This window comes from Paraclostridium sp. AKS73 (assembly GCF_025671395.1).
Taxonomy (GTDB): domain Bacteria; phylum Bacillota; class Clostridia; order Peptostreptococcales; family Peptostreptococcaceae; genus Paraclostridium; species Paraclostridium benzoelyticum.
Map to the genome: position 1 here is coordinate 59,122 of NZ_JAIXHU010000006.1, position 25,920 is coordinate 85,041.

Consider the following 25,920-nt stretch of genomic DNA (forward strand, 5'->3'; position numbering starts at 1 on the left):
TATATATATCTATATTGGCTTTTTTATTGTTTAAATCTTAGTTTTCACTCCTAAATACGCCCATTTTAGTCCAATTCATGCCTCTACGCTAAGAATACATGTTAATATATTTTTAAATTTTTAAAAGTAAAGGAAGTCATAATGAATTATAAACTAATTAAATTAAATAAAGTTTTACTCAGCATAATATCAATTTTAACTATTTTATTAATATTAACTTTATCTTTTGCTAATGCACTTGATGCTTGGATTATTAACAAGTTTATTGCTCTTTACATAGTAAGTTTTTTGTTGTGTACATTTTATGTAATTATAGTAGCTATTTTACAACTAAAGAACTTAAATAAAACAGAGTCAAGAAAAAGAATTATTGGCTTTTCTAAATTTTTCTTATTTAATTTTTTAATCTTATTTGTATTATCAATAATTTTTAATAAATTTGATATACCTAAAATCTTAGTTATATGTTTTAGTGGATCATTTGGTTTTAACTTTTTAGATTTAGCATTTTCTAAAGATTGTAGTAAATTCAATAGATACTAAATATATATTCACTGCAATTTTTATAAATATAATAGTTAAACAATTTAAATATCTAATTTAAAACAAAAGAGCACTTACATATGTAAGTGCTCTTAAATCATAATAAAAATGTTATTAAGTGAGTACAGTATTTTTTCAAATGCCTGTATTCTGGCTTTAATGTTTCTTTTATGTGGACAAGTTTAGTATAATCCCTAAACCTTAAAATAAGCTTAAAGTTTTTAGTATTTTAATAAATATATATTTATTAAAATACTTTACAGAAAATCGAAAAAAATCGAATCAAGTTCTTTTTGTGGTAAAATACCAGTGTTAATCTATTATTTAAGTATTGGAGGATATTATGAGATTAAGTAAAAAATTATTATCATTATGCTTAGTAAGTAGTTTATTTTTAGTTGGGTGCAGTTCAAATACTCCTAAAAAAGAAGATTCTTCTGAAAAGGTAACTTTAAGTATTTCTGCAGCTGCTAGTTTAAAAGAAGCGATGGAAAAGATAGAAAAAGACTATGAAAAAAGTAATCCAAATGTTGATTTAGTTGTGAACTTTGGAGGATCTGGATCGTTACAAAAGCAAATAGAACAAGGTGCCCCTTGCGATGTATTTATATCAGCAGGTGAAAAACAAATTAAAGAACTAGACGAAAAAATTACTAGAAGAAAATACATATAAAAACTTAGTGAAAAATGACTTGGTTTTAATAGCTCCAAAAACAGTGATATATCATCTATAAATGATTTAACAACTGATAAAGTTCAAAAACTAGGCGTTGGAGAGCCCGAAAGTGTTCCTGCTGGAAAATATGCATCAGAAGTATTAGCTAACTTAAATTTAGAAGATAAGTTAAAAGATAAATTAGTCTTTGCAAAAGATGTTAAGCAAGTTTTAGCCTGGACTCAATCTGAAAATACACAAGCAGGTTTTGTCTACTACAGTGATACTCTAGGTGTAGATAATATAAAAATTGTAGAAACAACAAAAGAAGATACTCATTCCCCTATAGTTTATCCTGTAGCAGTTGTAAAAGCCAGTAAAGTTCCTGACGAGGCTAAAAAGTTTGAAGACTATCTTTTTAGTCAAAAAGGACAAGATATTTTAGTCAATTGCGGATATAAAACTATTAAGAACTAATTAGATATTTATATTAAACTATTATTTATATATAGAATTAAATATAACAAAAGACAACTGCATGATAGTGTAGTTGTCTTTTGTTATATTATCTAAAAAATTAAAGTATAACAGCAAAAATTACTTTTGCATTTGAATTTGATGTATTTTCCCAACGATGATTTACTCCTGCTGGAGTCTTAACACTATCACCTTGATATAATATAAACTTTTCATCATCTAAATATAAATCTACTTCACCCTCTAGCAAGTATGCAATTTCATACCCTTTGTGTTGAATATTTTCACTGCTAGATACTGATCCTGGCGATAAGCTCATAATTGCAAACTCTAAATCACTAGTAAGGTCAGGAGCTAATACATCATAAACAACATCATCACTTCCGGGAAGTATTACTTTTTTTCTATTTTCTTTTCTAACTATCATATCTTTTTTAGAAACTTCTGATGTGAAAAATGTAAATAATGGAACGTTAAGTGCAGATGCAATAGATTTTAAAGAATTCACAGATGGGTTTGCGATTCCTCTTTCTATCTGACTTAGCATAGAAGCAGTAACTCCACATAACTTTGATAAATCACGTACACTTAGGTCTTTACTTTTTCTTACCTGTGATATTTTTTCACCTATATTTATTTCAGACATTAATACCTCCAATAAATTTATTTCAAATATTATAATTTTTAACTTAATGATTTTAATTATAACATAGAAATTTTTCGCAAACAAAGTTAAACTATATTTAATTAATTAAATTATATTTGACACATTTGTTTAAATTATATACAATCAATATAAACATCAAGGGGTGTAAACATTATAGAGGGGAGTGATGGTTGTGCCAATAACAACTACTGGAGCAATCATTGGGTTATTAGTTGCAATTATACTCATTATAAAAAGGTTTGAGCCATTTTACTGTTTGGTATTTGGAGCTTTAGTTGGGGGCTTAATAGGTGGTGCAAATTTAGTTAATACAGTAACGTATATGGCTGATGGTGGAAAGTCTATGGCTCCTGCAATACTTAGAGTTATGACATCAGGATTCTTAGCAGCAACACTTATAAAAACAGGAGCAGTTGATAAAATTTCAGAAGAAATTATTAGATTACTAGGATTAAAAAAAGCAATACTTGGAATAGTTCTATCTTCTATGATCTTGGCAGGGGTTGGAGTTGACTTAGACGTAGTAGTCCTTACTGTAGGTCCAATAGGAATGGCTATGGGGAATAAACTTGGCTACTCTAAACTAGCAATACTACTTGCAGCACTTGGTGGAGGTAAAGCTGGTAATATTATATCTCCTAACCCAAATACATTAGCAGCAGCAAGTAATTTTAACGTTGAATTATCTAGTGTTATGCTTGCAAATGTAATACCAGCTATATTTGGAGTAATTATTACTACTATACTTGCGAATATGTTGATTAACAAAGGGAGTAAAGTTGAAATAGAGATAAAATTAGATGAAGATGAAAACTTACCTAGTTTATTTGCTTCACTAATAGGTCCTATTGTATCAATAATATTACTATTTTTAGGGAATGTGTCTACTATAGTTGTAGATCCACTTGTAGCTTTGCCTGCAGGAGCTGTTGTCAGTATATTGGCTACTAAGAATGTACATAAAACAAAAGAGTATCTGTCATATGGAGTTGAAAAAATGCAAGGTGTATGTATTTTGTTACTAGGTACAGGAACATTAGTTGGTATTATACAGATGTCAAACTTACAACATAGTACAACAGAACTCCTTGCTATTCTAAGTATACCACAGGTTTTACTTGCACCTATTTCTGGAGTTGTGATGTCACTAGCTACCGCATCTACTACTGGAGGTGCAACAGTAGCATCATCTACATTTTCTAGTGCAATTCTAAGTTCTGGATTATCTGGGGTAGCAGGTGCTGCAATGGTTAATGCAGGTGCTTGTGTATTTGAACATTTACCTCATGGAGCATTATTTCACGCAAGCTCAAGAAGTGTTTCTATGGAAATTAAAGAAAGGTTTAAGTTATTGCCCTATGAAATAATTATCGGTCTTGTTATAGTAACATCTTCAACTGTAATACAATTGCTTCTTAAGTAAAATTTAACGTAATGTCATTTTTAATTTAATTAAATTTTACAAAAAAACCCTTACTAATCTAATAGTAAGGGCTTTTCCGGAAAGTTTTGAAAATATAGTCAAGATTTTTATTTTAAAAGATATTAGATTTACTTGAAACTTCATGATTAGGTTCATATTAATCTTGACATATTTTTAATTTATTTTCCTCATTAGTAGTACTTTGCTTATTCGGATAAATATAATATAAATCAGTAACCTTAAAATAAACTTAAAAACTAATATAAATCATATATTAGTTAAATAAATGGATTTTTAGGTTAATTTTACTATTTAATTTTTAGCTTAACTAATTGCAATCCCAATTTGTTTATGATATTATTTCTTTAAAATAATATAACTTCTGATTAGTTAACTCGCCGGAGTAAACTAGTCTTATTAAGAAGAAATTTGAACACTGGTAGGCCATTGGGTGTTAATGGCTACTAGTGTTTTTTTATTAGGAGGTATTTTATATGAAATTAAAAAAAATTGATAATCTAAGTTATTCAGTTATTAAGTTTTCTAGCAAAGAACCTGTACCAAATGAATTTTCAACAATTAGAGATTTTAAAAGTATAACTTATACTGATGAAGAGTGTTCAATTGTTGCCCCAACTGGTTCTATCAATACTGATAATGCTTTATCTGTAGATGATGAATGGTTTATTATAAAAATAGTTGGAGTTCTTGATTTCTCATTAGTTGGCATACTAACTCAATTAGCTAATCCCTTAGCTGAAAATAAAATTTCAATATTTGCTTTATCAACATACAATACTGACTATTTATTGATTAAAGAAAAAGATAAAGACAAAGCAATTAACGTTTTACAAATAGTGGACATGAATTTATTTAAATTATATATAGTCCTATAAATCTTGAAATTTTTAACTTAAAAATTAAAAACCTTTATAATCTATATAATAATAGATTATAAAGGCTTTTTTAAAACTTTTTAGCATATTGATTTGCTAAAATTATTTCAAATATATATTTTAAAATAAAGATTGCTAGCAATGACATTGTCGTCCAAGATGGAGCGTTCATTACTATACATACATAAGCAATTATAATAATCATCCAATTGATTATTTCCCCTGACATTGCTTTTGCTTTACATTTTATAAACGTATTTCTTTCATCTTTTCTTTCAACTTCTATTTGTTTAAATTTAGCAGGATCTTTTCTTAATTTTCTAATACCGTATAATCCTCCTAATCCTCCACAAATTGCTCCAAATCCTAATCCTGTACATAAACTTGATGCTCTATCCCAAACATCACTAGATGGACCTGCTACTAGTATTATTAGCCCTACTATTAATATAATTACCCCAAAGATAACCATAGCTTTATTTAATTTTTCATCTTGTTTAATCTTCATTCCCATCTTCCTCCTCATAAATAAAAATTTCTTCAATTGGCATATTAAAATACCTTGCAATTTTAAATGCTAAAATTATTGATGGATTATATCTTCCATTTTCTAAAGAACCTATCGTTTGTCTTGAAACTTCCAGTGCAGTTGCTAATTCTTCTTGAGTTACTTTATTTTGCTTTCTTATTTCTTCTAACCTATTTTTCAAAATATAAGCTCCTTCCTTCAGCTTAAAAGTAAAGTTTGCTTTCCATAATTCATTATATTCTCGCAAATGTAAAGCTTACTTTACTTTTATTCTATATCTATCAAACTTATATGTCAAGTTTACTTTCCATTGTATTTTTTAATTTACTGAAATAGCTTTTAACCCTTTTTTTAAACCACTTTTAACTTTATTATTAGAAAGTATGAAAATTTTTTTTATAAAAGTGCAAGGTTTTTATAATTTAAATTGTATATAAGAAGTGTAAAAGCTTTTACGGATGTATTGTAAAAATAAAAGGGAGGAAATAACTTGCAAGCTGAATTAATTATTAAATATATAAAAAAGAAAAAACAAAAGGGGTTAGAAATGCTTATAGATGAATACAGTGGACTTGTTGCATCTGTTGTTAGAAAAAATCTAGGTAAATTAATAAACTATGAGGAAGAATGCATAAGTGATGTATTTCTAGCTATTTGGGATAACATAGATAGTTTTGATAAAGACAAAAACTCTTTTAAAAACTGGATTTGTGTTATAGCAAAATATAAAGCAATTAACTACAAGAAAAAATATTTAGATAAAATAGAAACTTCTGAGATTGATGACGGTATCTATTACATAGATAAAAACTTACTTGATCTTGAGATTAAAGAGGGAATAGATGATATTGTTAAATACTTACCCGATAAGGATAGAGATATCTTTATAAGTTATTACTTGGATGGAGCCGATGCTCCTCAAATAGCTAAAGATAATAATTTAAGTATATCTAACCTTTACAGTCGGTTATCCAGGGGAAGAAAAAAATCAGAGAATCGCTTATAAATAGGGAGGTTTAATGTTATGAATGAATATAAATCTTTTAATGATGTAAAATTTGATATAGAAAACTATGAAGAAGTTAGTGTAAATAAAGAATTAATAAAATCTAAGGTGAACTCTAAATTGAATAAAAGAAAAAGTAAATCAAAAAAAATATTAGCCGCTAGTATTTCTGGATTACTTTTAATTGGAGGAGTATTTGTATTTTGTGAACCTGTTTATGCAAATATGTACAAAGTAATGTATGATATAAAAAATGCTTTAGGTTTAGAATCAAACTTAGAAGATTATAAAACTGTAGTTGGCCAATCTATAACGAAAAATGGGCTTACAATAACTTTAAATGAAGTTGTCTTAGATAAAGACGTTTTAATTGTATCTACAACATATAAGTTTAAAGAAGAACTTGAAGATGGTAATATTACGTCTTTTGGAAATGTTTATATAAATGGTAAGTCTATAAGTTCAGGTGGTGGGGGTAGCGGCACTATAATTAATAAAAATACAGTTGAAGAAGTATTTAGATATACATTAGACGAGGACGTAAAAAAGATGACTTAGATATTAAAATAACTTATTCTAATCCTATTTACTTTAAAAATAAAAAAGAACATACTATAAATGGAGAGTGGGTATTTGAGTTTAAAACAAATAGAAAAGATCTTGAACTTGATACAAAATCACTAAAATTAAATCAATCTTTTGAGCTAGGAAAAGATGAAACAATTACATTAAAAGAATATAGAACTAATGCTTTAGGACCTAATATAATCTATGATAGAAATATTCATAATAAAGATTTGGTTGATTACGATATAAAGTTACTTGGAAAAGATAATTTAGGTAATAATGTTGAGTTTTACTTAATAAGTGCTAATGAAAATAAAGGTAAGCTGACATTATCTAATTTAGAAGAAAATCTAGATAAAAATGCAACAGAATTAAAACTTGTTCCTTATGCTGCAAAGCAACCTAATACAAGTGGTAAAATGAGTAACGATTTTAAAAAGATCGGTGATGAATTTACCATAAATTTAAATGAATTAAAATAGATATTATTAAATTAATCCCCTTAGACTTCAACTTAGTTGATTCTAGGGGATATTTTTATTCTTTAATTTATAAACTAGTTTTTATAGAAGCAATTCCTCTCACTATCTTGCTTTACAACATAGCAAAAGAGTGCTATATTGTAAAGCAAGATAGATATATTAAAAGGTGAGTGATTATTTTGAACAATACAATATCCTCTCAAATGCTAAAAGGTATTCTAGAGGGGTGTATCTTAAAAATTATAAGTCAAAAAGAAATATACGGATATGAGATGAATTTAAAATTAAAAGAATATGGAATTTCAACCGTTTCAGATGGAACAATATATCCATTATTACTAAAACTTCAAAAACAAGAATTAATAGTAGGTGAAATGAGAAATTCAGGTGAGGGGCCTATGCGTAAATACTATAAACTTACTAATAAGGGTAAAGTCCAACTAGATATATTTGAAGAACAGTGGGATATTCTTTCAAGTAGTGTAAATAAAATTTTGAAGGTTAAATAAAAAGGGAGGGGAATAATATGCGAAATGCTAAAGAAATTTTAGAGTTAAACAATTCATACAGGGAGTTATTAAGTGAAGAAAACAAATTATTTTATGATGATATATTGGTTTATATAAGAGCAAAAAGTTTCTTAAAAGACGAAACTCAGATAGAAGAATCTTTACTTGAAATTCTAACAGATATTATAGAAGCACAAAATCAAGAAATTAAAGCGGAAGATTATTTTGGAAGAAATACAAAAGAAATCAGTGATGAAATATTGAAAAATACAAATAAGAGTTCTTTTAAAGAGAGGTTTAATTTGTTTTTGAGTTGTATGTTCATATATTCTTTGGTTACATTACTTCCAAATCTAGTAAACCCTAATGACGGCTTAGATGTAGGTGACTTTTTTATACGTTTCATAATTACATTTTTATTTGTATCTGCTATTTTCAGTGTTGTAGGTGATACAGTATACTCCCCTACAGAAAAAAAGTTTAGAATTACTTTAGTTGCTTTATTTTGTATATACATAGCTTCACTTATATTAATAGAAAAACTTTTACCAAATACATTTGAAATTAAATTAGTAGGATTTATAGGTATATCTATTATTTTAATATTTGGAGGTATAGGTATAATATATTGCTTAAAAGAAAAGTTATTTCATTCACTTTTACCTATTATAATAGTATCCTGTACATTAGGAATACTGAGTAGATTAAGTTTCATAAACTTTTCAATTGTTGAAGGGCATGGCAAAATTATATCTATAGTGTCTATGGTAATAGCATTTATATTGTACTATTTAATGTCTTATCTATATGCTAAGGAGTAAAATTTAAAACTGACTAGAAACTAATGTAATTATACATTTTATAACTCTTAGAACTGATTCATTTATGTTCTAGGAGCTTTTTTATTTATATATATAAAATTCTTTATTATAATCTACAGTATTTAATTCAAAAAATTACTTTAGTACTTATTTTCTAATAAATTAATTTTGATATAATATATATAAGTATAAATTACTATATATATTATACAAATTTGAAAGGATGATAAAAAATGTTAGAATATAGATACGATACACAGTTATTAATCGAAGGAACTGATCTTAATGAAGATGCAATAAATGAATACTTTAATACTAATTTTAAAGGAGATTGTTTACTTGCTGTAGGTGATGAGGAACTTATCAAAATTCATTTCCACACAAATGAACCTTGGGAAGTATTAAAATACTGTTCAACTTTAGGAGAAATATATGATATTGTAATTGAAGATATGGAGCGTCAAGCAAAAGGATTACAAGGATAATGTTTATCTAAAAAAGTACTTAAACTCTAAATTTAAAGAGTTTAAGTACTTTTATGCTTATTGTGTTAAATAGTTAAAAATATTATTTTTTGCTTTTTTCTAATAAATTAAGTGATGCAAGTGAGGATCCCGTTCCTTTTGCAACGCATAGCAAAGCATCTTCTGCGATGCTAACTTTTATATTAGTTTTCTCTTGTATTCTTTTATCTAAACCATTAAGAAGTGACCCTCCACCAGTCATGATTATTCCATTTTCATAAATATCTGATGATAATTCTGGTGGTGCTTTTTCTAATACTGAACATGCTGCTACTATTATTTGTTGTGTACATTTTTCAATTGCATCTTTTATTTCCGATGAATTAATTTGTATTTTACCAGGAAGTCTTGTAACTAAATTTATTCCACTTATGTCCATATACTTTTCTTCATCTATACATGCTGTTCCAATTTTTATTTTTATTTTTTCAGCTGTTAGTTCCCCTACAAGAAAATTATGCTGCTTTTTAATATATTCTATTATAGCGTCATCAAACTTGTCTCCGCCTATCTTTATTGACTCACTAACTACCGTACCACCTAAAGATATAATAGCTATATCTGCAGTACCTCCTCCTATATCTATAACCATACTTCCATTTGGACTAGAAATATCTATGCCTGCTCCAATAGCTGCTGCTATTGGGCCTTCAATTGTGTAAACCTCTTTTGCCCCAGTATGTCTAACAGCCTCTTCTACAGCTATTTTTTCAACTCCAGTCACTCCAGTTGGCACACATACCATTACTCTTGGCATAAAAACCTTATTCATGCCTTTTTTATTTAATACTTTACCTATGAAGTAATTTAGCATCTTTTCTGTAGTGTCATAATCAGATATTACACCATTTTGTAATGGTCTTATAGATACTATATTGCTAGGAGTTTTTCCTATCATTTTATATGCTTCTGATCCCACTGCTAAAACAGATCCGGTATTTTTCTCTATAGCAACCACTGATGGTTCTGTTAATACTATTCCTTTTCCAGAAATAGATATCAATACATTCGCAGTTCCTAAATCTATACCTATATCATTGCTAGCCATTTTGCTCAACTCCTCTATATGTCTGGAATTCAATCTTATTATTTAAAATTTTTTATTGTTTTTAAATTTTTACTCCAAATTATGTTATTTTATTTTAATTTTTATACATTTATAAAATTTTATTATTAATGTATAAAATATAGTATATTATTAATCAATAAATATAACAATTATCAATATTTTCCAATTTTGCTTATTATCTAAAGTATTATAAATAATATCATTAAAATTTATGATGAGTAAGATAGGATATATTTGTAAAAATCAAATTATATGAGAAAAAACTTTCCCTAAACTTAGATTAAGGCGTTAATTTTGCATTAGCTATTTATAGAGCACGTGGAATTGCTGTATTTTTAGATAATGATATTAAGCTAGTTTTTGTATTTGCAGATGATTATAAACAATAAAAATAGGAGCTATTGCTCCTAAATTTTATATTTGTATTTTTACTATCTCTCCATGATCCTCTATATCTACCAATACCAATCCCTTATGGTTTTTCTTTAAGTACTTTAATCCCTTAATTAGAACATTTATCATTTCTTTGATGTCTTCACTGTCTTTTATTATTTCTTTACTATTAGTACCTTTGTTATATTTATTTATATGTTCTTTTTTTATAAATGGCTTTCCTAACCTTAACCCAGCAATAACTACAGCCATAGGTATATTTAAGTTTAAGTTGCTATTGCCCTCCTTACTTTTAACTATAATTTTCAATATGTTCACCTCTTAGCATATTTCAACTATTACTCGATCATTACCGTCTTCTACCTCAACGATTCTACCTACAAATCCTTTATCTATTGCATCCATTAATTTATCAAAGTCTATATTATGTTTTTCAAGCTCTCCAATATGCATTTTACCTATTCCACCCATTATTTTTATAAATTCTAATGGTATATTTACTTTTACTTTTGATCCATCTGAGCTTAATACTCTTACGTATAACATTTTTTCTCCATCTGGATTTGGGGTTATATTTAAGAATTCTTCAGCTGATATATCTTTTTTCTCATCTACTTTTTCATTATTACTAGTTTCTAGTGCTTCTAATAATTTAATAGCCTCTTCTGAAGTTATTTTTCCTTCCTCAACCATTTTTAATATTCTTTTCTTGTCATCCATTTTTATCACCCTTTACAATTTATTTAAATGCTTTACTAACCCGAATCCTTGCTAGTACTCTATATACGCTCCAATTTAGTTTTTATAATTTTTTTAGAAGATTTATTGCTTCATCTGAGCTTATTTCCCCATTTTCTAACATATCCATAATATTTTGTTTTTCTTTAGATGTATCTTTTTTATATTTGGATTTAATGCATTATTTATTTCATCTAACTTACCTCTAACAGTTGGATAAGATATCCCAAGATGCTTTTCTACATCTTTTATATTTCCTCTACATGCTAAGAATACTTCTATAAAATTCAGTTGTTCTTTTGATAATTTATTGAATTTAGTAAACGAAAATTCATTTTCTATTGTTGTGTTACAATGATTACATTTTAATTTCATTATTTTCATCTCTTTGTCACATACCGGACAATTCGTTATTACTTTATACACTTGATCACTTCCTTCTTGATATAAGTATATTCTAATTTGTTCAAAAAGTCACCCTTAATATTCAATATTTCAATTTATTTTAATATATTCAATATTATAGATTCAATTTATTTAATATATTAATTTTCATATTAACTTAGTCTAACCTTTTATTTATAAAATTAACCCCTCTTAAAATACACTTTTCCTGATTTTAAGAGGGGTTAAACTAACTAAATTTTTCAATCAAATAATCCCTTTTGATTAGGATCTTTAGTAAGTTTTGATTTTATGTAGTCTCTAAGTTTAAAAAACTTAAAGATTATAGGTAAAGATATTAATAAAATAATAAGTATTGATGAAATTTCTTTATATTTAAATTCTATAAATTCGAAAAATAAATTGCTTATCATAAATGTAATTGAAAGAGATATAATCAAGCAAACCACCATAACTAGCATTAAAACAATATTGTTTTTATATCTAAAAAGATTGTCCCATCTTTGTTCATTCATATTAAAAACTACCTTCATAATAAGAAATATTCCCATTATAATATCTAGCAATATCAAAGTAAAAACTAAGCTCAGTATAGAATAAGAAATTAAAAATATAATTAGATTGAGAATTAAACTCATAAATCATCCCCCTTTCTTAGAACAATCTTACCTATTGTTGTTTTGAAAATCAATACTAGTAAAAAACATTCTTGATTTTCATATTTCATTACTGTTGGTCGTATTTTGTAGATTTAAGTATTCTTGTTTTTGTTGTTATTCCAATATTTATACTGGTAATATATCTAGTAAAGAAAGGGGAGAGTTTAGTGAGAAATTATTCTTATAAGTATCATATACTTTTATCAGTTATTTCTTCTTGCTTAATCGGAATTATATCATTTTTTATAATTGGACCATCTCAAATGATTACATCAAAAGGGATTATTCAATCAGTCGATGATCCTAGCCTAATTCATACTCAAATTTCTTATGGCTATGATTCAATATTTAAAATAGTTATCATCAGTTTAGTGATTTTATTGATTTTATACAAACCTATAAAGTCACTTCTTAACAAGAGACTTACAAATGTGAATTAGGAGGGGTTATTATGGATTTAGCTATGAATGGAATGATTGTTTTTAATTTATTTAATATGTTTCTAACGTTCATTATAAAAATTATTGCAATATACACAATGTACTTAGCTATAAAAGCTTTTAAAATATACATAAGTAAGAACTCTTAAAGCTTTTATTTAACAAGTACTTATAAATTTAAACAAATGAAAGCCTGTATATTAAAAATATATATTATACAGGCTTTTTTGTATTTAAGTCTAAGTAATAATATTCTCCTTTGACATTTATCCTAAATCCAGCATTTTTATAAATATTAATGGCCTTACTATTCCAATTTGCAACTCTTAAGTAAATATCCTTAGATCCTTGTGAAATATAATAGTTTATTCCAAAATTTAAAAGTTCCTTTCCATAACCTTTATTTTGATAATTCTTGTTTACAATAAGATCATCAATTTCATTATTTAAAAGTGTAACAGATCCTATAATTTTATCTTTGTCTAATAAAATGAGTATATAATCTTGATTTTTTATTAACTCATCTCTACTGGGATGTACTCTATAAGGTTGTATATTTAATGATTTTCTCATATCATAAAAACAATTTTCATATAACTCTTTATATTCATTGTAGTACGTGTCTTTGTATTTAACTGGATTTAAACTTGAATCCTTCTTATCTCCTTTATAATTCATATGACAGTATCCAAACCACCTTTTAAATCCCTTTTTAAAGAAAAAACTACTAGTATCATATTTCTCTATTCTAATCTCAATGTTAACTTTTTCAATTTCTTTAGACTTAATAAAATCTATAACATTTGAGTATAGTTTATGACCTATTCCTTTATTTCTATTTGATTCGGATACATACAACATCAATTTTGAATCTTTTTTTATATTATCAAAAGTTAAAATAGAAAAACCTATAATAGAATTTCCTTCTTCATACACTTTACAATAGCTATTAGAGTTAATCATATTTTCTATTTCAATCTCGTTTATATTAGAAACTTCGTTTTTTAAAAGTTCAATTATTTTTATATTATCTAGTTTTTTTAAATTCTTTATCATTGGATATCCCCCTTGAGTTAATACTAATTAATATATTACAATATATTTTATAAAATCATAATCATTAGATAAAATTTTTTATATATAGCCGTATATTTGAATTAGAGCTTTTAAAAACGGTATTGATAGGTAATTACTCTAAACAATCTAAAAATCTCTTTAAAATCTATCTCAGTAGCTTTTAGGGGTATCTTCTATCTTAATATAAACTATAAATATACAATATTCTTAAATTTTATATATTTAATCTATATACATTTCATTTAATCTACAAATTCATATATATTAAACTATTTTTAGTAAAAATATAATTTTTATATATTACCAATTTTTCTAAGAGTTTTTATTTTTAATATAAAGATTAGATCAGATTAGAACAAAAAATGACCTTTACTAGTCTTTACTTAGTATTTAAATAGTATTTATAGTATTTAATAGTATTTAGGCCTACCTGAAGATATTGGAATTACTAATAAATTTAAACCTAAATACGACACATGGGAACCCTAAGTGCGACAGGAGGGAACTTTAAATACGACACATGGGAACCCTAAGTGCGACAGGAGGGAACTTTAAATACGACACATGGGAACTTTAAATGTGACAGGATATAATTTTAAATATTATACTTTAAAACTTTAAATGCGACAGGAGGGAACTCTAAGTACGACACATAGGAACTTTAAATGTGACAGGAGAAAAACTTGATCAAACAATTGAAAATAGTCATGTTAGTATTTAATTTAGTTTAAATACGACATATGGGAAATATTAAAACGCATATTTTAAAAAATTGACGTAATTTATTTTTTGTATTAAATTATAAGAGGAATGATATGAATTATTGGGTGGAGGATAATGATGAATATAAATGAAAAAAATATAGTTATGAAAAACAACATAATTATAAAAGCTAAGTATAATATCTCTACACTAGAGAATAGAATATTTTTAATGCTTTTATATAAATTACAGAGAAACAATGATGATATAATTAAATGTGAAATATCGCATGAAGAATTTAAAACTATAATAAAGAAAAAACAAACTAGCTCTGTTGACTCAATCTCTAATTTGTTGGTTAACTTAAGAAAACAAAGTATTTACTTTAGAGATGAAGAGGGATGGGGAGAATATGGATTTATAAATGGTTTTAAGTATATAAAATCTAGAAAAACTTTTAAAATTGAAGCATCTAAAGAAATTCATAATTACATAAGAAACTATCTAGATACAGGTTATACACCTATAAACTTAGCTATATTTTTTGGATTAATAAACCCAAATGCTCAAAGGTTTTATGATTTATTAAGATTATGGAGTGGGACAAAATCAATTATAAATTATAAGGTGGATGAGCTTAAAGAGCTTTTAATGATTGAAGGAAAGTATGATAGATACAATGATTTTAAAAGAAGAATTATAGTTCCAGCTATAAAAGAGCTTAACAATACAGGGTGCTTTGAAATAGATTTTAAAGAAAATAAAGTAGGTAGAAGAGTAGATTCTATTGATTTTATAGTTAAAGATTTGGATAAAAGAAAGTATTTTGCTAAGGATATGATCAATGATGATAATCAAGAGCAAATTTTATTAGATGAATGTTCTGTTGATGCGGAAGTTTTAGATATGAAAGATTTAAAAGATATAGAAAAGAATACTAATAAGGATGATTTAAAGGTGGTTGTAAGCAATACATATATACCTGATGAAAGTTTATTTACAAAAGGAACTTTAAGAAGGGTTAAAATGGATTTTAAAGAGATTAACTTTAAAAATGAATATATGGAAAAAGCATTTGAGGATGCAGTTATGATAACTTTAGATAAAGATGATGTTGAAAAAATAAAAGCTGGATCTTATAAGTTTTTTAAAGGTACATTGGAAAATAAAATTACTGAATACAAGGTAGAAGAAGAAGGAGATATGATCCATCAGCAAGAAATGGATTTATTCTGGTAAAATGTAAAAACTAATAACTTTTAAATACGGCAGATGGGAACTTTTTAAATTTAATTTATAAATTATATAAGTTATAAAGTTTTCAAATAGATTAGAAATAAAAGGTTAAAAACGTTTAATTTAGTTATTATTGATTAAAATTTTAGTTTTATGGAAAATATGTTGAAATTTAGTAATATAGCTAAATAAAATTAATAAATAAGTTAAATATATAAAACAACATAAAAATAACTGTATAAAAACTTAGTTTTTATACAGTTATTTTTTATGTTGTTTTATATCGGAAAATCTTATATTAAAATGAACAATTTAATATAAGACTTCTGATATAATAAATTGTATAAATAAAAAACGGAGGGATGTAAAATGCATCTGCAAGATTAAGCCCCTATTAGTTAAAAATTATATAACTAGGGGGCAATTCAATGAAACGAAATTTAAAATTAATGTATTTAATAGCATTCCTACAAGGACTAGTATTTTATGGTCCTGTAAGTTTAATATATAGAACACAAAGAGGCTTATCAATAAGTGAATTTTTCTTTTTAGAATTTATATTACTATTTATAATAGTGCTGACAGAAATCCCATGGGGATATTTTGCAGATAAATATGGATATAAAAAGACACTAACAATATCCTATATAATATTCTTTTTAGCAAGATTTAGCTTATTATTTTGCAATACTTTTATGGGATTTCTATTTCAAACAATATTAACTGCTATTGGAGTGTCAGGTACCTCTGGATGTGATATAGCATTTCTATATAAATCATGCAATTTAGAAGAAAGTGAGAAGGTTTTTGGTAGGTATAGAGCCTTTAATAGTCTAGCATTTTTTATTTCATCAATAACATCATTCTTTTTCATAAATATATCCATAGAATCAGCTATAGTTGCAACAGTTGTTGCATGTGGTTTAAGTATTATTACTATTTGTTTTACAAAAGATGTAGAGATAGAGATTTCTAATAATAAAAATGAAACCATAATTAAAGACAGTTTTAAAAATATAAAGAATGTAAAGCTAATGTTTATATTTGTTATATCTACAGCTATAATATCTGAAATATCCTATGGAATAAGTGTAAATTTAGGGCAATTACACTTTGAAAGTATAGGGGTAGATATAAGATTTCTGGGGTATATAACGGCACTTTCAGAACTTCTAGCAATGTTATCTTTTAAAACCCATATAATTAGCAAAAAATTTGGGCAAGTGAAAACTTTAAAAACAATGGTAACTATGATGCTTTTATGTGTGTTAGTATTGGTATTTACCAAAAACATATTTATAAGTATTATTGCAGTATGCTCTTTAAGTGGATTAATATCAATGATTTCACCAATTGTATTAGATATTAAAAATAAATCTATAAGTAAGAATAGAGCTACTATTTTATCAGTGTACTCAATGATAGGAAGTTTATTTTCTGCTTTTATAAATATTATTATAGGATTTTGTGCAGATATGTATTTGAAATATGCATTTTTAGCGTGTTTTATAATAATGTCTATAGGAGTATTTGGAGTTTATTTATATATGAAGAAAGATAGAATCTATAAGAAACACGTAGAGGATTTAGAAAAAATCTAAAATTGAAAAGATGTAAGGAGGGAGCTAGTAGAGCTGAATTTTCTACTAGTTTTTTATTTTTAATAAAAGATTAGATATCTATAATAAAGTGAAGTTTAATTTTTAGACATAAAATGAAAATTAAATTGATAGTAAAATTTAATTTAAAATACGACACATGGGAAACCTAAATACGACATGAGGGAACTTTTAAAAATTATATGTAAGTAAAAAATTTAATATTAAATAAAGTTAAAAAAGCATTAAATGATATAATTAAGTATAGATATTATAAAGTGAATTCATATACAGGATTAAAAAAGAAGAACCTCTTGAAGTAAATACGTTTCTTCTTTTCCACGTAAAATATTTAATTTTATGCCTACTAAATCTAATAACTTTAAAGATTTAATAGATGTATTTTTAGCTATTTAATAAAGGGGTACAGTATGAAAGAAATAGAATTTTTTAAACTTGGATTATATGAAGGTGAGATAGGAAGCGATGCTTTAGCTAGAAAAAAAGAGTTTGGACATATAATGACACAAACAAGAAAAAGAGCTAAAGGAGATAGATGTTTACATTGCAATGAAAAGAAGTCTAGTTTCTGCAATTCACACTCAGTACCAGCATTTTGTTTAAGAAACATATCAACTAATGGATATTTGTATTATTCAAATACATTAATAAATATACCGTTATTGGATGAGGAGAAAGGTGTTAAAAATGCAGGAACATTTCAAATAATATGTAAAGAGTGTGATAGTACAATTTTTCAAGAGTATGAAAATCCAGATAACTATGAAAATGAGGCAACGCCTAAAATGTTAGCACAGATAGCTATGAAAAACTTTCTAAGGCATATAGGAAATAGGACCAATGATCATGCATTATATGAAATAATAGGTGAGAAAAATCCTTTTGCATTAGATTTCATTCGAAATATGCATAGTATTCAGGATGTTGAACTAGATGAATACAAGCGAAATTATGATAAAGCAAAGCGATTAAGTAAATTAAATTGTAATGGAGAATACTATCAATTTTATCATCAGAAGTTAGACTATGTTGTACCTCTGGCATTTCAAGGAAGTATAGCTCTTGTAACAGATTTGGATGGAGAAATTGTAAATGATATATATTTTAAAGAACGAAAATATAGCATACAAAGCTTACATATATGTATTTTTCCACTAAAGGATACGAGTATAGTTATGATGTTCATAGATTCAAGTGATGATAGATATGAACATTTTTGTAGTAAATTCAATGAATTACCTAATGATGATAAATTATCTTTAATCAATTATATAATTTCTTATATTCAGAAGATGTATTTTTATCAAAGGAAATACCTGAAAATATATTAAAAGATAAAAAGTTAGTGGAGGTTTCACAGTTAAATTCAATTGCATTTTTAAACTTTTCAAGTTCAATTGAGGATGTAAAAAAATATATGATTTAAGTAAGTATAGAGAAATACCGAATTTGTTAAGTGAAAGATATAAGTTAAGATAAAATAAATTATATTTGTAATGCTTATACTTATATCTTGAAATTAGAATGTTTTTAAGAAAAAATTAGTTAAATACATAAAATAACTATATAAAAACTTAGTTTTTATATAGTTATTTTATTATTGTAATAAAGTTAAAATGTTAATTAAAAGCATTGACGTTGATCTATTCCATTTGATTTAAAAACTTCATCTATTAAATTTATTTGTGAAGAACTAACTTTTATAAGTTGACTACGAAATGAATACTTGTATGATGAAGGTTTCTTTTTAAATTTCAATTCAATAGAATAAATAGCTTTATTTTTAGAATGTTCTTTAACCCATCTATATGCTGAAATTTTATCCCAAGGAATAAAAGATTCAAATGTAAGAATACCCTCAGGATATATAATATTATTTTGAGACTTAGGACTTACAGTATAAAATATAATAATCATTATTAAGTACATAATTGAAATCGTTATTGCATTCAAATATTCAAAGATTATTTCACTTTTAGATAGTAAATCAAAAATATTAAAATCAGGAATTAAATTTATTGCAAATGAAAATATACATAGCCATTTGATAGGTTTTAACATATTTTCGTACCACGTAGATGTTTTATATGATTGAATGTAAAAAACAGGATTACTTGTATCTAGTTTTTTACTTTTTTTATGAGTTTTAAGAAGTAGTACAATAATTGGTATATTTAAAATAATAAAAACTAGATTCATAAAAATATCTGAAAAGGTATAAAGGTTATTTATATAACCATATATATTGACCGATGCAAGTATAGCCATAAATGAAACTGTTAATCCAGCTATAAATATTCTTTTATTATTAGAAATATTTTCTTTAAAATTGTTGCTTAAATAGTAGGGGTCTCCCATCTGCTTTAAGGCTTTTGATGTTGCATCTTCGATATTCAGACCATCGTGTGTATATTCATCAATATAACTATCAATATGATCCCTAAGTTCATCTTTTATATCTTGTGCACGTTCTTCAGTAGAAACAAATCTACAGACAGATTGCAAAAAATTATCTACATTGATTTTTTCTTCAGACATTTTACCCTCCTAGTACAAAATCCATTGTTTTGCTAAATATTTTCCATTCATTTTCTCTTTTCTTTAATTCCTTAAGACCTTTTGTTGTAATCTTGTAGTATTTTCTACGTCTACCATTTTCTATATGCCAAAAGGATTCTATAAATTCATTCTTTTCAAGGTCATGCAAAATAGGATATAAGGTCCCCTCCTTAAATAAAAATACTCCTTGGGACTTATTTTCAATCTCTTTAATCATTCCGTATCCATAAAGAGGCTCTTTTTTTAGAGCGTTTAAGATTACTGTAACAGTACTGCCTTTGATAAGTTCTTTATTTATAACTAACACCTCGGATTCCTATGTATTCTAAATTAAGTGTACTATTAATTTATGGAGAAATCAACTGAAAATTTAAGAGTAATAAGTATGTATATGATATAATTGATGCATTTACAAAAGAAAAGTTTACAGGTAATCGAGCTGGAGTAGTAACAAATGCTGATGGATTAACAAAAGTGCAAATGCAAAAAATAGCCAGAGAAATGAATAATTCTGAAACCTCATTTATATTTTCTTCTGACAGAAAGGAATAAGATGTATATATAAGATTTTTTACCCCAACACATGAAGTTCCTATTTGTGACATGCTACTATTTCAGCACACTATGCACTAGCTACTGAGAATAAACTTGAATCTACGACAATTTATCAAAAAACAGATGCAGGCATTTTACCTGTAGACGTGGTAAAAAAAATAATGATTATAAAATTATTATGACTCCGGGAGAATGTTTGCACCAGCTATTGGCATTAATGAAGATCCCATGACCGGAAATGCTAATGGGCGTTTAGGAGCTTATCTTGTTAAGCATAATAATCATTTGTTGAAGTTTAAAGCAAAACAGGGAGAGGCTATAGGTAGAGCAGGAATGGTTGAGGTAGAAGTAAAGATAGAAAATAACAAACCAGTACAAGTGAAAATTTGCGGAAATGCTACTGTATCTTTTAAAACAAAGTTATTACTATAGTAAAAAATGATTATACTATATATATAATTTATTTATGTTAGATATTTAAAATAATAAGTTTTTTGAAATAAACTCAATTAGATACAATAAATATTCTATCTAATTTCTACTTAATAAAAATAAAAGATTGACAATGCATATGAGCTAATTCATACTAAAAGGTAACTAGTTACGTATTCGAGGTGATAACAAAATGGTGGAAAAAAAGCATATATATTTGGAGCAATATTTTTTCTTTCTAATAAAATTCAAAATAAAGGAGACAAGGTTTTTAGTGAAATTACAACTAAGCAATGGTTTTTATTAATTTCAATAATAAGAAGTGGGGTTAAGAGTCCTACTCTTACAGAAGTTTCAAAAATAATTGGATATAGTAGACAAAATGTAAAAAAACTTTCTATTAATTTGGAAAAAGCTGGTCTTGTAGAGTTGCAAAAAGATGTCAATGATAGCAGAGCTGTAAGAATATCGCTGACAGACAATTGCTATCAATTTTTACAGATAGACAAGATAAAGAAGAAGAATTTATAGAAAGGTTATATCATGGAATAACAGAAGAAGAATTGGATAGTATGTTGATGGTTATGAAAAAGCTAGAAAAAAATATATTAAGTTTGAATTAGGGAGATAAATTAATATGAAAAGGGGAGAAAAATATTGATTGGAGTAATTTTTATTTTACTTGTATTTATTATTATTTACTTAATGATTCCATATTCTCCGGTAAAAAAAGAATATAGAAGTATTGTTGGAGAGCTTTTTGAGGTAAATAAAATGCCTAAGAGTATAATCACTGAGACTGATTTAAAAGCTCTTCCAGAAGTTATACAGAAATATTTTATTAAAAATGGATATGTAGGAATTGAAAGTGCGAGTATAATTAAATTTGATTTTAAGGATGTAGAATTTTCTATGGGAGTTAATAAGCCCAATGTAAAAATTGATTATACAGTATATGATTTTACAAAAGAGCCTACGAGAGTAGCATTAATTGATTCAAAAATGTTTGGAATACCATTTCAAGGTATAGATATTTGCAAAGATGGAAAGGCAACAATGAAAGGTATACTTGCAAAACACATAATACTTTTTAATACTAAGTTTGATATTATTGACTCTTCATATTTATCAGAATGCATGATGCATCCAAGCCTAGCTCTTCAAGAAAGTATTACGTATAAACAAATTGATGATTATAGTGTTGAAGCAACAATAAGAAAAAATGGAAGTAAAACTACAGGCACCTTTTATTTCAATGAAAATTATGAAATGACTCATTTTGTAGATGAGAAGAGATTATCTTCAGATACTAATACATATGAAAAATGGTCTGCTGTTGTAAGTGATTATAAAGTTGTTAATGGAGTAAATAGACCAACTAAATTTCAAGCTGTTTGGAACTTTAGTGACGGAGATTTAGTTTATTTTGATAGTGAAAATATGAAAATTAGCTATGAGTAGTATAAGTATAAAATATAGATATTATGGAAATATAACCTAGAGCCGTATCACAATAATGTGATGCGGTTTTTCTTATTATAAGTATTATAATGTAATATGTGCAAGGTATATTAGAAAAAATGGTAATTAATATAATGGAGAATTTGGAGGGCGACATGAAAAAAAGTATATTAATGATAACTCCTGAAAATAAGGAGATTAATAGATTTAGAAAAAGGCAAATAAACAACTTTATACAAATAACAATGCCATATTTAGCAGCATTTATTGATGAAAGCAAATATGAAATTATACTAATAGATGAGTACAATCAAAAGATCCCTTTTGAAAAAAAATTTGATTTAGTTGTAATTACGGTTAATACTGCAAATGCACCTCATTGTTATAATATCTCAAAAAAATTTAGAAATAAAGGTAGTAAGGTTGCTTTTGGAGGGCCTCATGCAACTTTATTACCATATGAGGCACAAGAACATTGTGATGTACTGATTATAGGGGAGGCTGAAGAAAATTGGCCAGTATTTTTAGAAGAATTTTATAATGGAAACTATAAAAGGGAATATAAGTGTTTAAATACTCCATCGTTAGAAGGAACTCCAATACCAAGAAGAGATTTAATAAAAAGAAGGTGGTTTACTAAAGGTGCAGTTTTTGCAACAAGAGGATGTCCATATAGCTGCTCTTACTGTAATCTAAAACAAATATACAAAGATTCATTTAGAAAAAGGCCTGTAAATGAGGTTATAGACGATATTAAAAATATAAAAAGTAGGTTTTTCGTATTTTGGGATGATAATTTCTTTGGGGATGTTAAATATGTAAAAGAATTATTAAAAGAACTTAGTAAGTTAAATAAAAAGTGGGAAGCACAGGTTACATTAGAAAGATGCAATGATGAGGAGTTATTGAAGTTAGCTAAAAAAGCAGGATGTATTTACTTTTTTGTAGGATTAGAATCTTTTTCAAAAGAAACTTTAAATAGTGTAAATAAAGGATTGAACAACGTAGATAAATATAAATATTTAATAGATTCTGTTCATAAATATGGAATTTGCATACAAGCAGGAATAATATTTGGCTTTGATACAGATACAACTGAAGTATTTAAAACAACTTTAGATATATGTAATTTTTAGGGATTGATGGTGTTACAGTTAGTATATTAACGCCACTTCCAAAGACTCCATTATATTATAAATTAAAAGAAGAGGATAGATTATTAACTGAGGATTGGTCATATTACAATGGAAAAACCAGAGTAGCATTTGAACCTAAGAATATGAGCAAAGAAGAATTGTTTGAAGGGTATATGTGGTTTAGAAGAAATTTCTATTCTTTAAAATCAATATCTATCAGATTAAGAAAATCAAAGGCTAATATTTTATACAACTTAATAGTAAACCTAGGATATAAGATTTCAATAAGAAAAACATCTTAATTAACAAAATTTGCGTAGGAGAATATAAATTATGAGTGAATTGAAAAAATACATAGTCAATAAATATGAAAATTTAAAATTATATCAACCATTTTGTAGAGTTAATAAGAATGTGTTAGAACTAGATTTAAAAAATAACATTGAAGAATCCATCTTGGAAGATAATAAAGTTTTAGAAAGAGTATATATACGAGCATTACATATATTTAAGAATCTATTTAATGATAATGATGATATATTATTTGTAATAAATAAGTATGATGAATATCAATGGGAAATTATACAAAATGAAGATGGGGAATATGCACGCAAAGATTTATATTGTGAACCTACATATACTCAATCAAATTTAAGAATAAATCAATATATGCTCAATAAACGTATATTAAAAAACCTTAACTGCATAGTTACAGATTTAGGAGAATCAAATGAAGTAGGAATTAAAAAAGTGCATAATTTTTATACTAGTTGTAAGGTTAAAGATATAAGATACAAGAAATTAATAAGGGAATTAATTGAGGAAGAAGTAGTGAATAGTTTAAAAGGAATGGCTGATTACTATATAGTACACAAGGAAAAAGGATACGTATACCATTTATGTAATGATGAGTGGGTGGACTTAGCATTTAAGCATGATGGTGATTTTGAGTTTTTTAAAGAGAAGTACAGTAAGTATATGTTTAAAACAGAAAATTAATTATATTATTATGATAAATATAAAACAGAAAACTTATTTATTACTTTAAGTAGAAAAATCCTACATATTATTTTGATATATAAAATGTAGGATTAAAAAATAGGAGGATTTTGTTTAATGGTTGTAATATCTTTGTATAGGCATATATACAATTGTCCTTGGTTATCAAGTTCAGCAATAGAAATATTTTCAATATTAGATTGAGATTTTTGAATCTCATTATTGAGCCATTCAATATTCAAGTTTGCATATTCTAAATTTCTGTATTGAATTTGACTATCTATAATAAGAGGTAAACCTAAACCTTCATATTTTGTTTTTATATTTAAATCTTTAGGGGTTACGGCTCTTTGTTGAGATTTTGGAATTACTGAAATCTGACCATCAGGTTCTACGATTGCATAATCGACATCAGATATTTTAGGGTAATTTTTTAACCTAAGTTGAGAAAGAAGAAAAGGAATATTTAAATTATTTTTTCTTAGTTCTTCTTTATCAATTTTACCATTTACAATAACTATGCTTGGTTTATCATCCGCATTATAAAATATTTTGTTTAATGAGAGTCTACCAATTAATATTGTAGTTAAAGCCAAGAACAGTACTCCTAAAGTAGCTTTTGATGGAATTTTATATACTAATGGCTCAGCACCAATGTTGCTTATAATTAATATACAAGCTAAATCATAAGTGCTTATTTGTGCAATAGATTTTTTCCCAACAATTCTTAAGCCGAACCAAACTACGAGAAACATAAAAGAACATCTTATACAATAAGTAATAATTGACATCAAATCACCTCCTTATTAAGGTTCAGGTATTATTCTTCTAAAGTTTTTCCAATTATCATTAATTTCTTTTGAAATCTGCAATGCACTAGATTGATCTTTGGTTTCAATAGCACCTTCTAATTTATTTATAGCAGCTCTCATTTCTGAAAAATCTTGATCTGCATTGTTTATAGCTATTAGATATTTTCCTTTTGACCATAGAATATCCAAATCATTAAATAGCTGTTCAGCTAAAACCCAATCGTCTTTTTTAATTGATAGAGCTAAACTATCCAAAGTTTTTTCAACTCTATTATTTCTGTCAAATATGTAGTTTTGAGATACAAAAAATATAGAAAGTAAAGCTAATAATAATATAGATAGTGATAATGTTATAGACTTATGACTCAAATATATTTCTCCTTTCATATAAAAACAACTGTTTATTGTAATATGCTTATAAAACTATTTTGATACAATTAAATAGAAATTATCCCAAATATAGTAAATATATAGATAAGTAGTTAGTAGATAAAGTTGAAAAAGATAGTAAATTTATACTTAATGAAGT

At 26.1% G+C, this 25,920-nt stretch carries 35 protein-coding genes and 1 pseudogene; 22 read left to right on the forward strand and 14 right to left on the reverse strand.

The window, feature by feature from the left end:
• The first annotated feature begins 141 nt into the window (after window positions 1-141).
• Window positions 142-543: a hypothetical protein gene (locus tag LEQ07_RS05585; protein ID WP_046823021.1), complete on the forward strand. Its 402-nt coding sequence runs from the start codon at window positions 142-144 to the stop codon at window positions 541-543.
• 343 nt (window positions 544-886) lie between these two features.
• Window positions 887-1,675 (forward strand): annotated as a pseudogene (gene modA / locus LEQ07_RS05590) (molybdate ABC transporter substrate-binding protein).
• A 100-nt stretch (window positions 1,676-1,775) separates the two neighbouring features.
• On the opposite strand, the gene LEQ07_RS05595 reads toward modA, so the two are convergent.
• Window positions 1,776-2,321, reverse strand: coding sequence for a helix-turn-helix domain-containing protein (locus LEQ07_RS05595; RefSeq protein ID WP_263329837.1), 546 nt, complete (start codon window positions 2,319-2,321; stop codon window positions 1,776-1,778).
• Window positions 2,322-2,508: 187 nt separating this feature from the next.
• On the opposite strand from LEQ07_RS05595, the gene LEQ07_RS05600 reads away from it, so the two are divergent.
• Together LEQ07_RS05600 and LEQ07_RS05605 are read left to right on the forward strand one after the other, a co-directional pair.
• Window positions 2,509-3,765: a GntP family permease gene (locus LEQ07_RS05600; protein WP_046823024.1), complete on the forward strand. Its 1,257-nt coding sequence runs from the start codon at window positions 2,509-2,511 to the stop codon at window positions 3,763-3,765.
• Between the two features lie 494 nt (window positions 3,766-4,259).
• Window positions 4,260-4,661, forward strand: coding sequence for an ACT domain-containing protein (locus LEQ07_RS05605; protein ID WP_263329838.1), 402 nt, complete (start codon window positions 4,260-4,262; stop codon window positions 4,659-4,661).
• Between the two features lie 70 nt (window positions 4,662-4,731).
• On the opposite strand, the gene LEQ07_RS05610 is transcribed toward LEQ07_RS05605, so the two are convergent.
• Window positions 4,732-5,169 carry a hypothetical protein gene (locus LEQ07_RS05610; protein ID WP_263329839.1) on the reverse strand — a complete coding sequence of 146 codons (438 nt, stop codon included), beginning with the start codon at window positions 5,167-5,169 and terminating at the stop codon, window positions 4,732-4,734.
• The gene (locus tag LEQ07_RS05615; protein ID WP_263329840.1) at window positions 5,159-5,371 is read right to left on the reverse strand and encodes a helix-turn-helix transcriptional regulator; all 213 of its coding nucleotides are present in this window, start codon (window positions 5,369-5,371) and stop codon (window positions 5,159-5,161) included. Before LEQ07_RS05615 ends, LEQ07_RS05610 begins: the two co-directional genes overlap by 11 nt.
• A 309-nt stretch (window positions 5,372-5,680) precedes the next feature.
• On the opposite strand from LEQ07_RS05615, the gene LEQ07_RS05620 reads away from it, so the two are divergent.
• The 6 genes from LEQ07_RS05620 (at window position 5,681) to LEQ07_RS05645 (ending at window position 9,060) form a co-directional block, all read left to right on the forward strand.
• Window positions 5,681-6,196, forward strand: coding sequence for a sigma-70 family RNA polymerase sigma factor (locus LEQ07_RS05620; RefSeq protein ID WP_263329841.1), 516 nt, complete (start codon window positions 5,681-5,683; stop codon window positions 6,194-6,196).
• An 18-nt stretch (window positions 6,197-6,214) separates the two neighbouring features.
• Window positions 6,215-6,754, forward strand: coding sequence for a DUF4179 domain-containing protein (locus LEQ07_RS05625; protein ID WP_263329842.1), 540 nt, complete (start codon window positions 6,215-6,217; stop codon window positions 6,752-6,754).
• Between the two features lie 239 nt (window positions 6,755-6,993).
• A complete protein-coding gene (locus LEQ07_RS22880) occupies window positions 6,994-7,245 on the forward strand; it encodes a hypothetical protein (protein WP_263329843.1) in 252 nt (83 codons plus the stop codon).
• Window positions 7,246-7,424: 179 nt separating this feature from the next.
• A complete protein-coding gene (locus LEQ07_RS05635) occupies window positions 7,425-7,754 on the forward strand; it encodes a PadR family transcriptional regulator (RefSeq protein ID WP_226896691.1) in 330 nt (109 codons plus the stop codon).
• 17 nt (window positions 7,755-7,771) lie between these two features.
• Window positions 7,772-8,575 (forward strand): hypothetical protein, encoded by an 804-nt coding sequence (locus tag LEQ07_RS05640; protein WP_263329844.1) that lies wholly within the window; start codon window positions 7,772-7,774, stop codon window positions 8,573-8,575.
• Window positions 8,576-8,808: 233 nt separating this feature from the next.
• Window positions 8,809-9,060 carry a hypothetical protein gene (locus tag LEQ07_RS05645; RefSeq protein ID WP_025162802.1) on the forward strand — a complete coding sequence of 84 codons (252 nt, stop codon included), beginning with the start codon at window positions 8,809-8,811 and terminating at the stop codon, window positions 9,058-9,060.
• Between the two features lie 82 nt (window positions 9,061-9,142).
• Here LEQ07_RS05645 and LEQ07_RS05650 read toward each other — a convergent pair whose 3' ends face one another.
• From LEQ07_RS05650 to LEQ07_RS05670, 6 genes are all read right to left on the reverse strand, one after another.
• Entirely contained in the window at window positions 9,143-10,147 is a 1,005-nt protein-coding gene (locus LEQ07_RS05650) for a rod shape-determining protein (RefSeq protein WP_263329845.1), read from the reverse strand.
• A gap of 435 nt (window positions 10,148-10,582) precedes the next feature.
• Window positions 10,583-10,870: a hypothetical protein gene (locus LEQ07_RS05655; RefSeq protein WP_021428750.1), complete on the reverse strand. Its 288-nt coding sequence runs from the start codon at window positions 10,868-10,870 to the stop codon at window positions 10,583-10,585.
• 12 nt (window positions 10,871-10,882) lie between these two features.
• Window positions 10,883-11,281, reverse strand: coding sequence for an SHOCT-like domain-containing protein (locus tag LEQ07_RS05660; RefSeq protein WP_263329846.1), 399 nt, complete (start codon window positions 11,279-11,281; stop codon window positions 10,883-10,885).
• An 82-nt stretch (window positions 11,282-11,363) separates the two neighbouring features.
• Window positions 11,364-11,429 carry an SHOCT-like domain-containing protein gene (locus LEQ07_RS22885; protein ID WP_442952401.1) on the reverse strand — a complete coding sequence of 22 codons (66 nt, stop codon included), beginning with the start codon at window positions 11,427-11,429 and terminating at the stop codon, window positions 11,364-11,366.
• A complete protein-coding gene (locus LEQ07_RS05665) occupies window positions 11,417-11,725 on the reverse strand; it encodes a DUF2089 domain-containing protein (protein ID WP_317852020.1) in 309 nt (102 codons plus the stop codon). The genes LEQ07_RS22885 and LEQ07_RS05665 overlap by 13 nt, the downstream gene beginning before the upstream one ends.
• Before the next feature lie 221 nt (window positions 11,726-11,946).
• A complete protein-coding gene (locus tag LEQ07_RS05670) occupies window positions 11,947-12,342 on the reverse strand; it encodes a hypothetical protein (RefSeq protein ID WP_263329847.1) in 396 nt (131 codons plus the stop codon).
• Window positions 12,343-12,530: 188 nt separating this feature from the next.
• Between LEQ07_RS05670 and LEQ07_RS05675 the strand changes: the two genes are divergently transcribed.
• Window positions 12,531-12,803 (forward strand): hypothetical protein, encoded by a 273-nt coding sequence (locus LEQ07_RS05675; RefSeq protein WP_263329848.1) that lies wholly within the window; start codon window positions 12,531-12,533, stop codon window positions 12,801-12,803.
• Between the two features lie 11 nt (window positions 12,804-12,814).
• Window positions 12,815-12,952 carry a hypothetical protein gene (locus tag LEQ07_RS05680; RefSeq protein WP_160165098.1) on the forward strand — a complete coding sequence of 46 codons (138 nt, stop codon included), beginning with the start codon at window positions 12,815-12,817 and terminating at the stop codon, window positions 12,950-12,952.
• 64 nt (window positions 12,953-13,016) lie between these two features.
• Here LEQ07_RS05680 and LEQ07_RS05685 read toward each other — a convergent pair whose 3' ends face one another.
• On the reverse strand, window positions 13,017-13,859 hold the full coding sequence (locus LEQ07_RS05685) for a GNAT family N-acetyltransferase (RefSeq protein ID WP_263329850.1): 843 nt from the start codon (window positions 13,857-13,859) through the stop codon (window positions 13,017-13,019).
• Between the two features lie 861 nt (window positions 13,860-14,720).
• Here LEQ07_RS05685 and LEQ07_RS05690 point away from each other — a divergent pair.
• The 3 genes from LEQ07_RS05690 to LEQ07_RS05700 all read left to right on the forward strand — a co-directional run bounded on the left by LEQ07_RS05690 (window position 14,721) and on the right by LEQ07_RS05700 (window position 18,768).
• Window positions 14,721-15,821: a replication initiation protein gene (locus LEQ07_RS05690; protein ID WP_046824032.1), complete on the forward strand. Its 1,101-nt coding sequence runs from the start codon at window positions 14,721-14,723 to the stop codon at window positions 15,819-15,821.
• 425 nt (window positions 15,822-16,246) lie between these two features.
• Window positions 16,247-17,419 (forward strand): MFS transporter, encoded by a 1,173-nt coding sequence (locus tag LEQ07_RS05695; RefSeq protein ID WP_263329851.1) that lies wholly within the window; start codon window positions 16,247-16,249, stop codon window positions 17,417-17,419.
• 428 nt (window positions 17,420-17,847) lie between these two features.
• The gene (locus LEQ07_RS05700) at window positions 17,848-18,768 is read left to right on the forward strand and encodes a hypothetical protein (protein ID WP_263329852.1); all 921 of its coding nucleotides are present in this window, start codon (window positions 17,848-17,850) and stop codon (window positions 18,766-18,768) included.
• A 292-nt stretch (window positions 18,769-19,060) separates the two neighbouring features.
• On the opposite strand, the gene LEQ07_RS05705 is transcribed toward LEQ07_RS05700, so the two are convergent.
• On the reverse strand, window positions 19,061-19,975 hold the full coding sequence (locus LEQ07_RS05705) for a permease prefix domain 1-containing protein (protein ID WP_263329853.1): 915 nt from the start codon (window positions 19,973-19,975) through the stop codon (window positions 19,061-19,063).
• A gap of 1 nt (window position 19,976) precedes the next feature.
• The gene (locus LEQ07_RS05710; protein WP_332842945.1) at window positions 19,977-20,303 is read right to left on the reverse strand and encodes a PadR family transcriptional regulator; all 327 of its coding nucleotides are present in this window, start codon (window positions 20,301-20,303) and stop codon (window positions 19,977-19,979) included.
• 92 nt (window positions 20,304-20,395) lie between these two features.
• Here LEQ07_RS05710 and LEQ07_RS22410 point away from each other — a divergent pair, with 92 nt between their 5' ends.
• The 7 genes from LEQ07_RS22410 to LEQ07_RS05735 all read left to right on the forward strand — a co-directional run bounded on the left by LEQ07_RS22410 (window position 20,396) and on the right by LEQ07_RS05735 (window position 24,579).
• The gene (locus tag LEQ07_RS22410; RefSeq protein ID WP_334307501.1) at window positions 20,396-20,548 is read left to right on the forward strand and encodes a PhzF family phenazine biosynthesis protein; all 153 of its coding nucleotides are present in this window, start codon (window positions 20,396-20,398) and stop codon (window positions 20,546-20,548) included.
• Between the two features lie 195 nt (window positions 20,549-20,743).
• Window positions 20,744-20,983: a PhzF family phenazine biosynthesis isomerase gene (locus tag LEQ07_RS20850; RefSeq protein WP_332842946.1), complete on the forward strand. Its 240-nt coding sequence runs from the start codon at window positions 20,744-20,746 to the stop codon at window positions 20,981-20,983.
• Between the two features lie 482 nt (window positions 20,984-21,465).
• The gene (locus LEQ07_RS05720) at window positions 21,466-21,606 is read left to right on the forward strand and encodes a hypothetical protein (protein ID WP_263329854.1); all 141 of its coding nucleotides are present in this window, start codon (window positions 21,466-21,468) and stop codon (window positions 21,604-21,606) included.
• Window positions 21,607-21,640: 34 nt separating this feature from the next.
• Window positions 21,641-22,444 carry a DUF6544 family protein gene (locus LEQ07_RS05725; protein ID WP_263329855.1) on the forward strand — a complete coding sequence of 268 codons (804 nt, stop codon included), beginning with the start codon at window positions 21,641-21,643 and terminating at the stop codon, window positions 22,442-22,444.
• Window positions 22,445-22,599: 155 nt separating this feature from the next.
• Window positions 22,600-23,580, forward strand: coding sequence for a B12-binding domain-containing radical SAM protein (locus tag LEQ07_RS05730; RefSeq protein WP_317852021.1), 981 nt, complete (start codon window positions 22,600-22,602; stop codon window positions 23,578-23,580).
• Window positions 23,581-23,603: 23 nt separating this feature from the next.
• The gene (locus LEQ07_RS20060) at window positions 23,604-23,882 is read left to right on the forward strand and encodes a DUF4070 domain-containing protein (protein ID WP_317852023.1); all 279 of its coding nucleotides are present in this window, start codon (window positions 23,604-23,606) and stop codon (window positions 23,880-23,882) included.
• Between the two features lie 31 nt (window positions 23,883-23,913).
• Window positions 23,914-24,579 carry a DUF3885 domain-containing protein gene (locus tag LEQ07_RS05735; RefSeq protein ID WP_263329856.1) on the forward strand — a complete coding sequence of 222 codons (666 nt, stop codon included), beginning with the start codon at window positions 23,914-23,916 and terminating at the stop codon, window positions 24,577-24,579.
• Window positions 24,580-24,671: 92 nt separating this feature from the next.
• Here LEQ07_RS05735 and LEQ07_RS05740 read toward each other — a convergent pair whose 3' ends face one another.
• Together LEQ07_RS05740 and LEQ07_RS05745 are read right to left on the reverse strand one after the other, a co-directional pair.
• Complete coding sequence (locus LEQ07_RS05740) at window positions 24,672-25,370, reverse strand: DUF421 domain-containing protein (protein ID WP_263329857.1); 699 nt, start codon at window positions 25,368-25,370, stop codon at window positions 24,672-24,674.
• 15 nt (window positions 25,371-25,385) lie between these two features.
• Window positions 25,386-25,760, reverse strand: coding sequence for a DUF4363 family protein (locus tag LEQ07_RS05745; RefSeq protein ID WP_263329858.1), 375 nt, complete (start codon window positions 25,758-25,760; stop codon window positions 25,386-25,388).
• Between the last annotated feature and the right edge of the window lie 160 nt (window positions 25,761-25,920).

Excerpts from the sequence above, each read along its gene's own strand:
- LEQ07_RS05585 (WP_046823021.1), top strand. The coding sequence starts at position 142 with ATGAATTATAAACTAATTAAATTAAATAAAGTTTTACTCAGCATAATA.
- LEQ07_RS05595 (WP_263329837.1), bottom strand. The coding sequence starts at position 2,321 with ATGTCTGAAATAAATATAGGTGAAAAAATATCACAGGTAAGAAAAAGT.
- LEQ07_RS05600 (WP_046823024.1), top strand. The coding sequence starts at position 2,509 with ATGGTTGTGCCAATAACAACTACTGGAGCAATCATTGGGTTATTAGTT.
- LEQ07_RS05605 (WP_263329838.1), top strand. The coding sequence starts at position 4,260 with ATGAAATTAAAAAAAATTGATAATCTAAGTTATTCAGTTATTAAGTTT.
- LEQ07_RS05610 (WP_263329839.1), bottom strand. The coding sequence starts at position 5,169 with ATGAAGATTAAACAAGATGAAAAATTAAATAAAGCTATGGTTATCTTT.
- LEQ07_RS05625 (WP_263329842.1), top strand. The coding sequence starts at position 6,215 with ATGAATGAATATAAATCTTTTAATGATGTAAAATTTGATATAGAAAAC.
- LEQ07_RS05640 (WP_263329844.1), top strand. The coding sequence starts at position 7,772 with ATGCGAAATGCTAAAGAAATTTTAGAGTTAAACAATTCATACAGGGAG.
- LEQ07_RS05645 (WP_025162802.1), top strand. The coding sequence starts at position 8,809 with ATGTTAGAATATAGATACGATACACAGTTATTAATCGAAGGAACTGAT.
- LEQ07_RS05650 (WP_263329845.1), bottom strand. The coding sequence starts at position 10,147 with ATGGCTAGCAATGATATAGGTATAGATTTAGGAACTGCGAATGTATTG.
- LEQ07_RS05660 (WP_263329846.1), bottom strand. The coding sequence starts at position 11,281 with ATGGATGACAAGAAAAGAATATTAAAAATGGTTGAGGAAGGAAAAATA.
- LEQ07_RS05670 (WP_263329847.1), bottom strand. The coding sequence starts at position 12,342 with ATGAGTTTAATTCTCAATCTAATTATATTTTTAATTTCTTATTCTATA.
- LEQ07_RS05680 (WP_160165098.1), top strand. The coding sequence starts at position 12,815 with ATGGATTTAGCTATGAATGGAATGATTGTTTTTAATTTATTTAATATG.
- LEQ07_RS05685 (WP_263329850.1), bottom strand. The coding sequence starts at position 13,859 with ATGATAAAGAATTTAAAAAAACTAGATAATATAAAAATAATTGAACTT.
- LEQ07_RS05690 (WP_046824032.1), top strand. The coding sequence starts at position 14,721 with ATGAATATAAATGAAAAAAATATAGTTATGAAAAACAACATAATTATA.
- LEQ07_RS05695 (WP_263329851.1), top strand. The coding sequence starts at position 16,247 with ATGAAACGAAATTTAAAATTAATGTATTTAATAGCATTCCTACAAGGA.
- LEQ07_RS05700 (WP_263329852.1), top strand. The coding sequence starts at position 17,848 with ATGAAAGAAATAGAATTTTTTAAACTTGGATTATATGAAGGTGAGATA.
- LEQ07_RS05705 (WP_263329853.1), bottom strand. The coding sequence starts at position 19,975 with ATGTCTGAAGAAAAAATCAATGTAGATAATTTTTTGCAATCTGTCTGT.
- LEQ07_RS20850 (WP_332842946.1), top strand. The coding sequence starts at position 20,744 with ATGTTTGCACCAGCTATTGGCATTAATGAAGATCCCATGACCGGAAAT.
- LEQ07_RS05730 (WP_317852021.1), top strand. The coding sequence starts at position 22,600 with ATGAAAAAAAGTATATTAATGATAACTCCTGAAAATAAGGAGATTAAT.
- LEQ07_RS05735 (WP_263329856.1), top strand. The coding sequence starts at position 23,914 with ATGAGTGAATTGAAAAAATACATAGTCAATAAATATGAAAATTTAAAA.
- LEQ07_RS05740 (WP_263329857.1), bottom strand. The coding sequence starts at position 25,370 with ATGTCAATTATTACTTATTGTATAAGATGTTCTTTTATGTTTCTCGTA.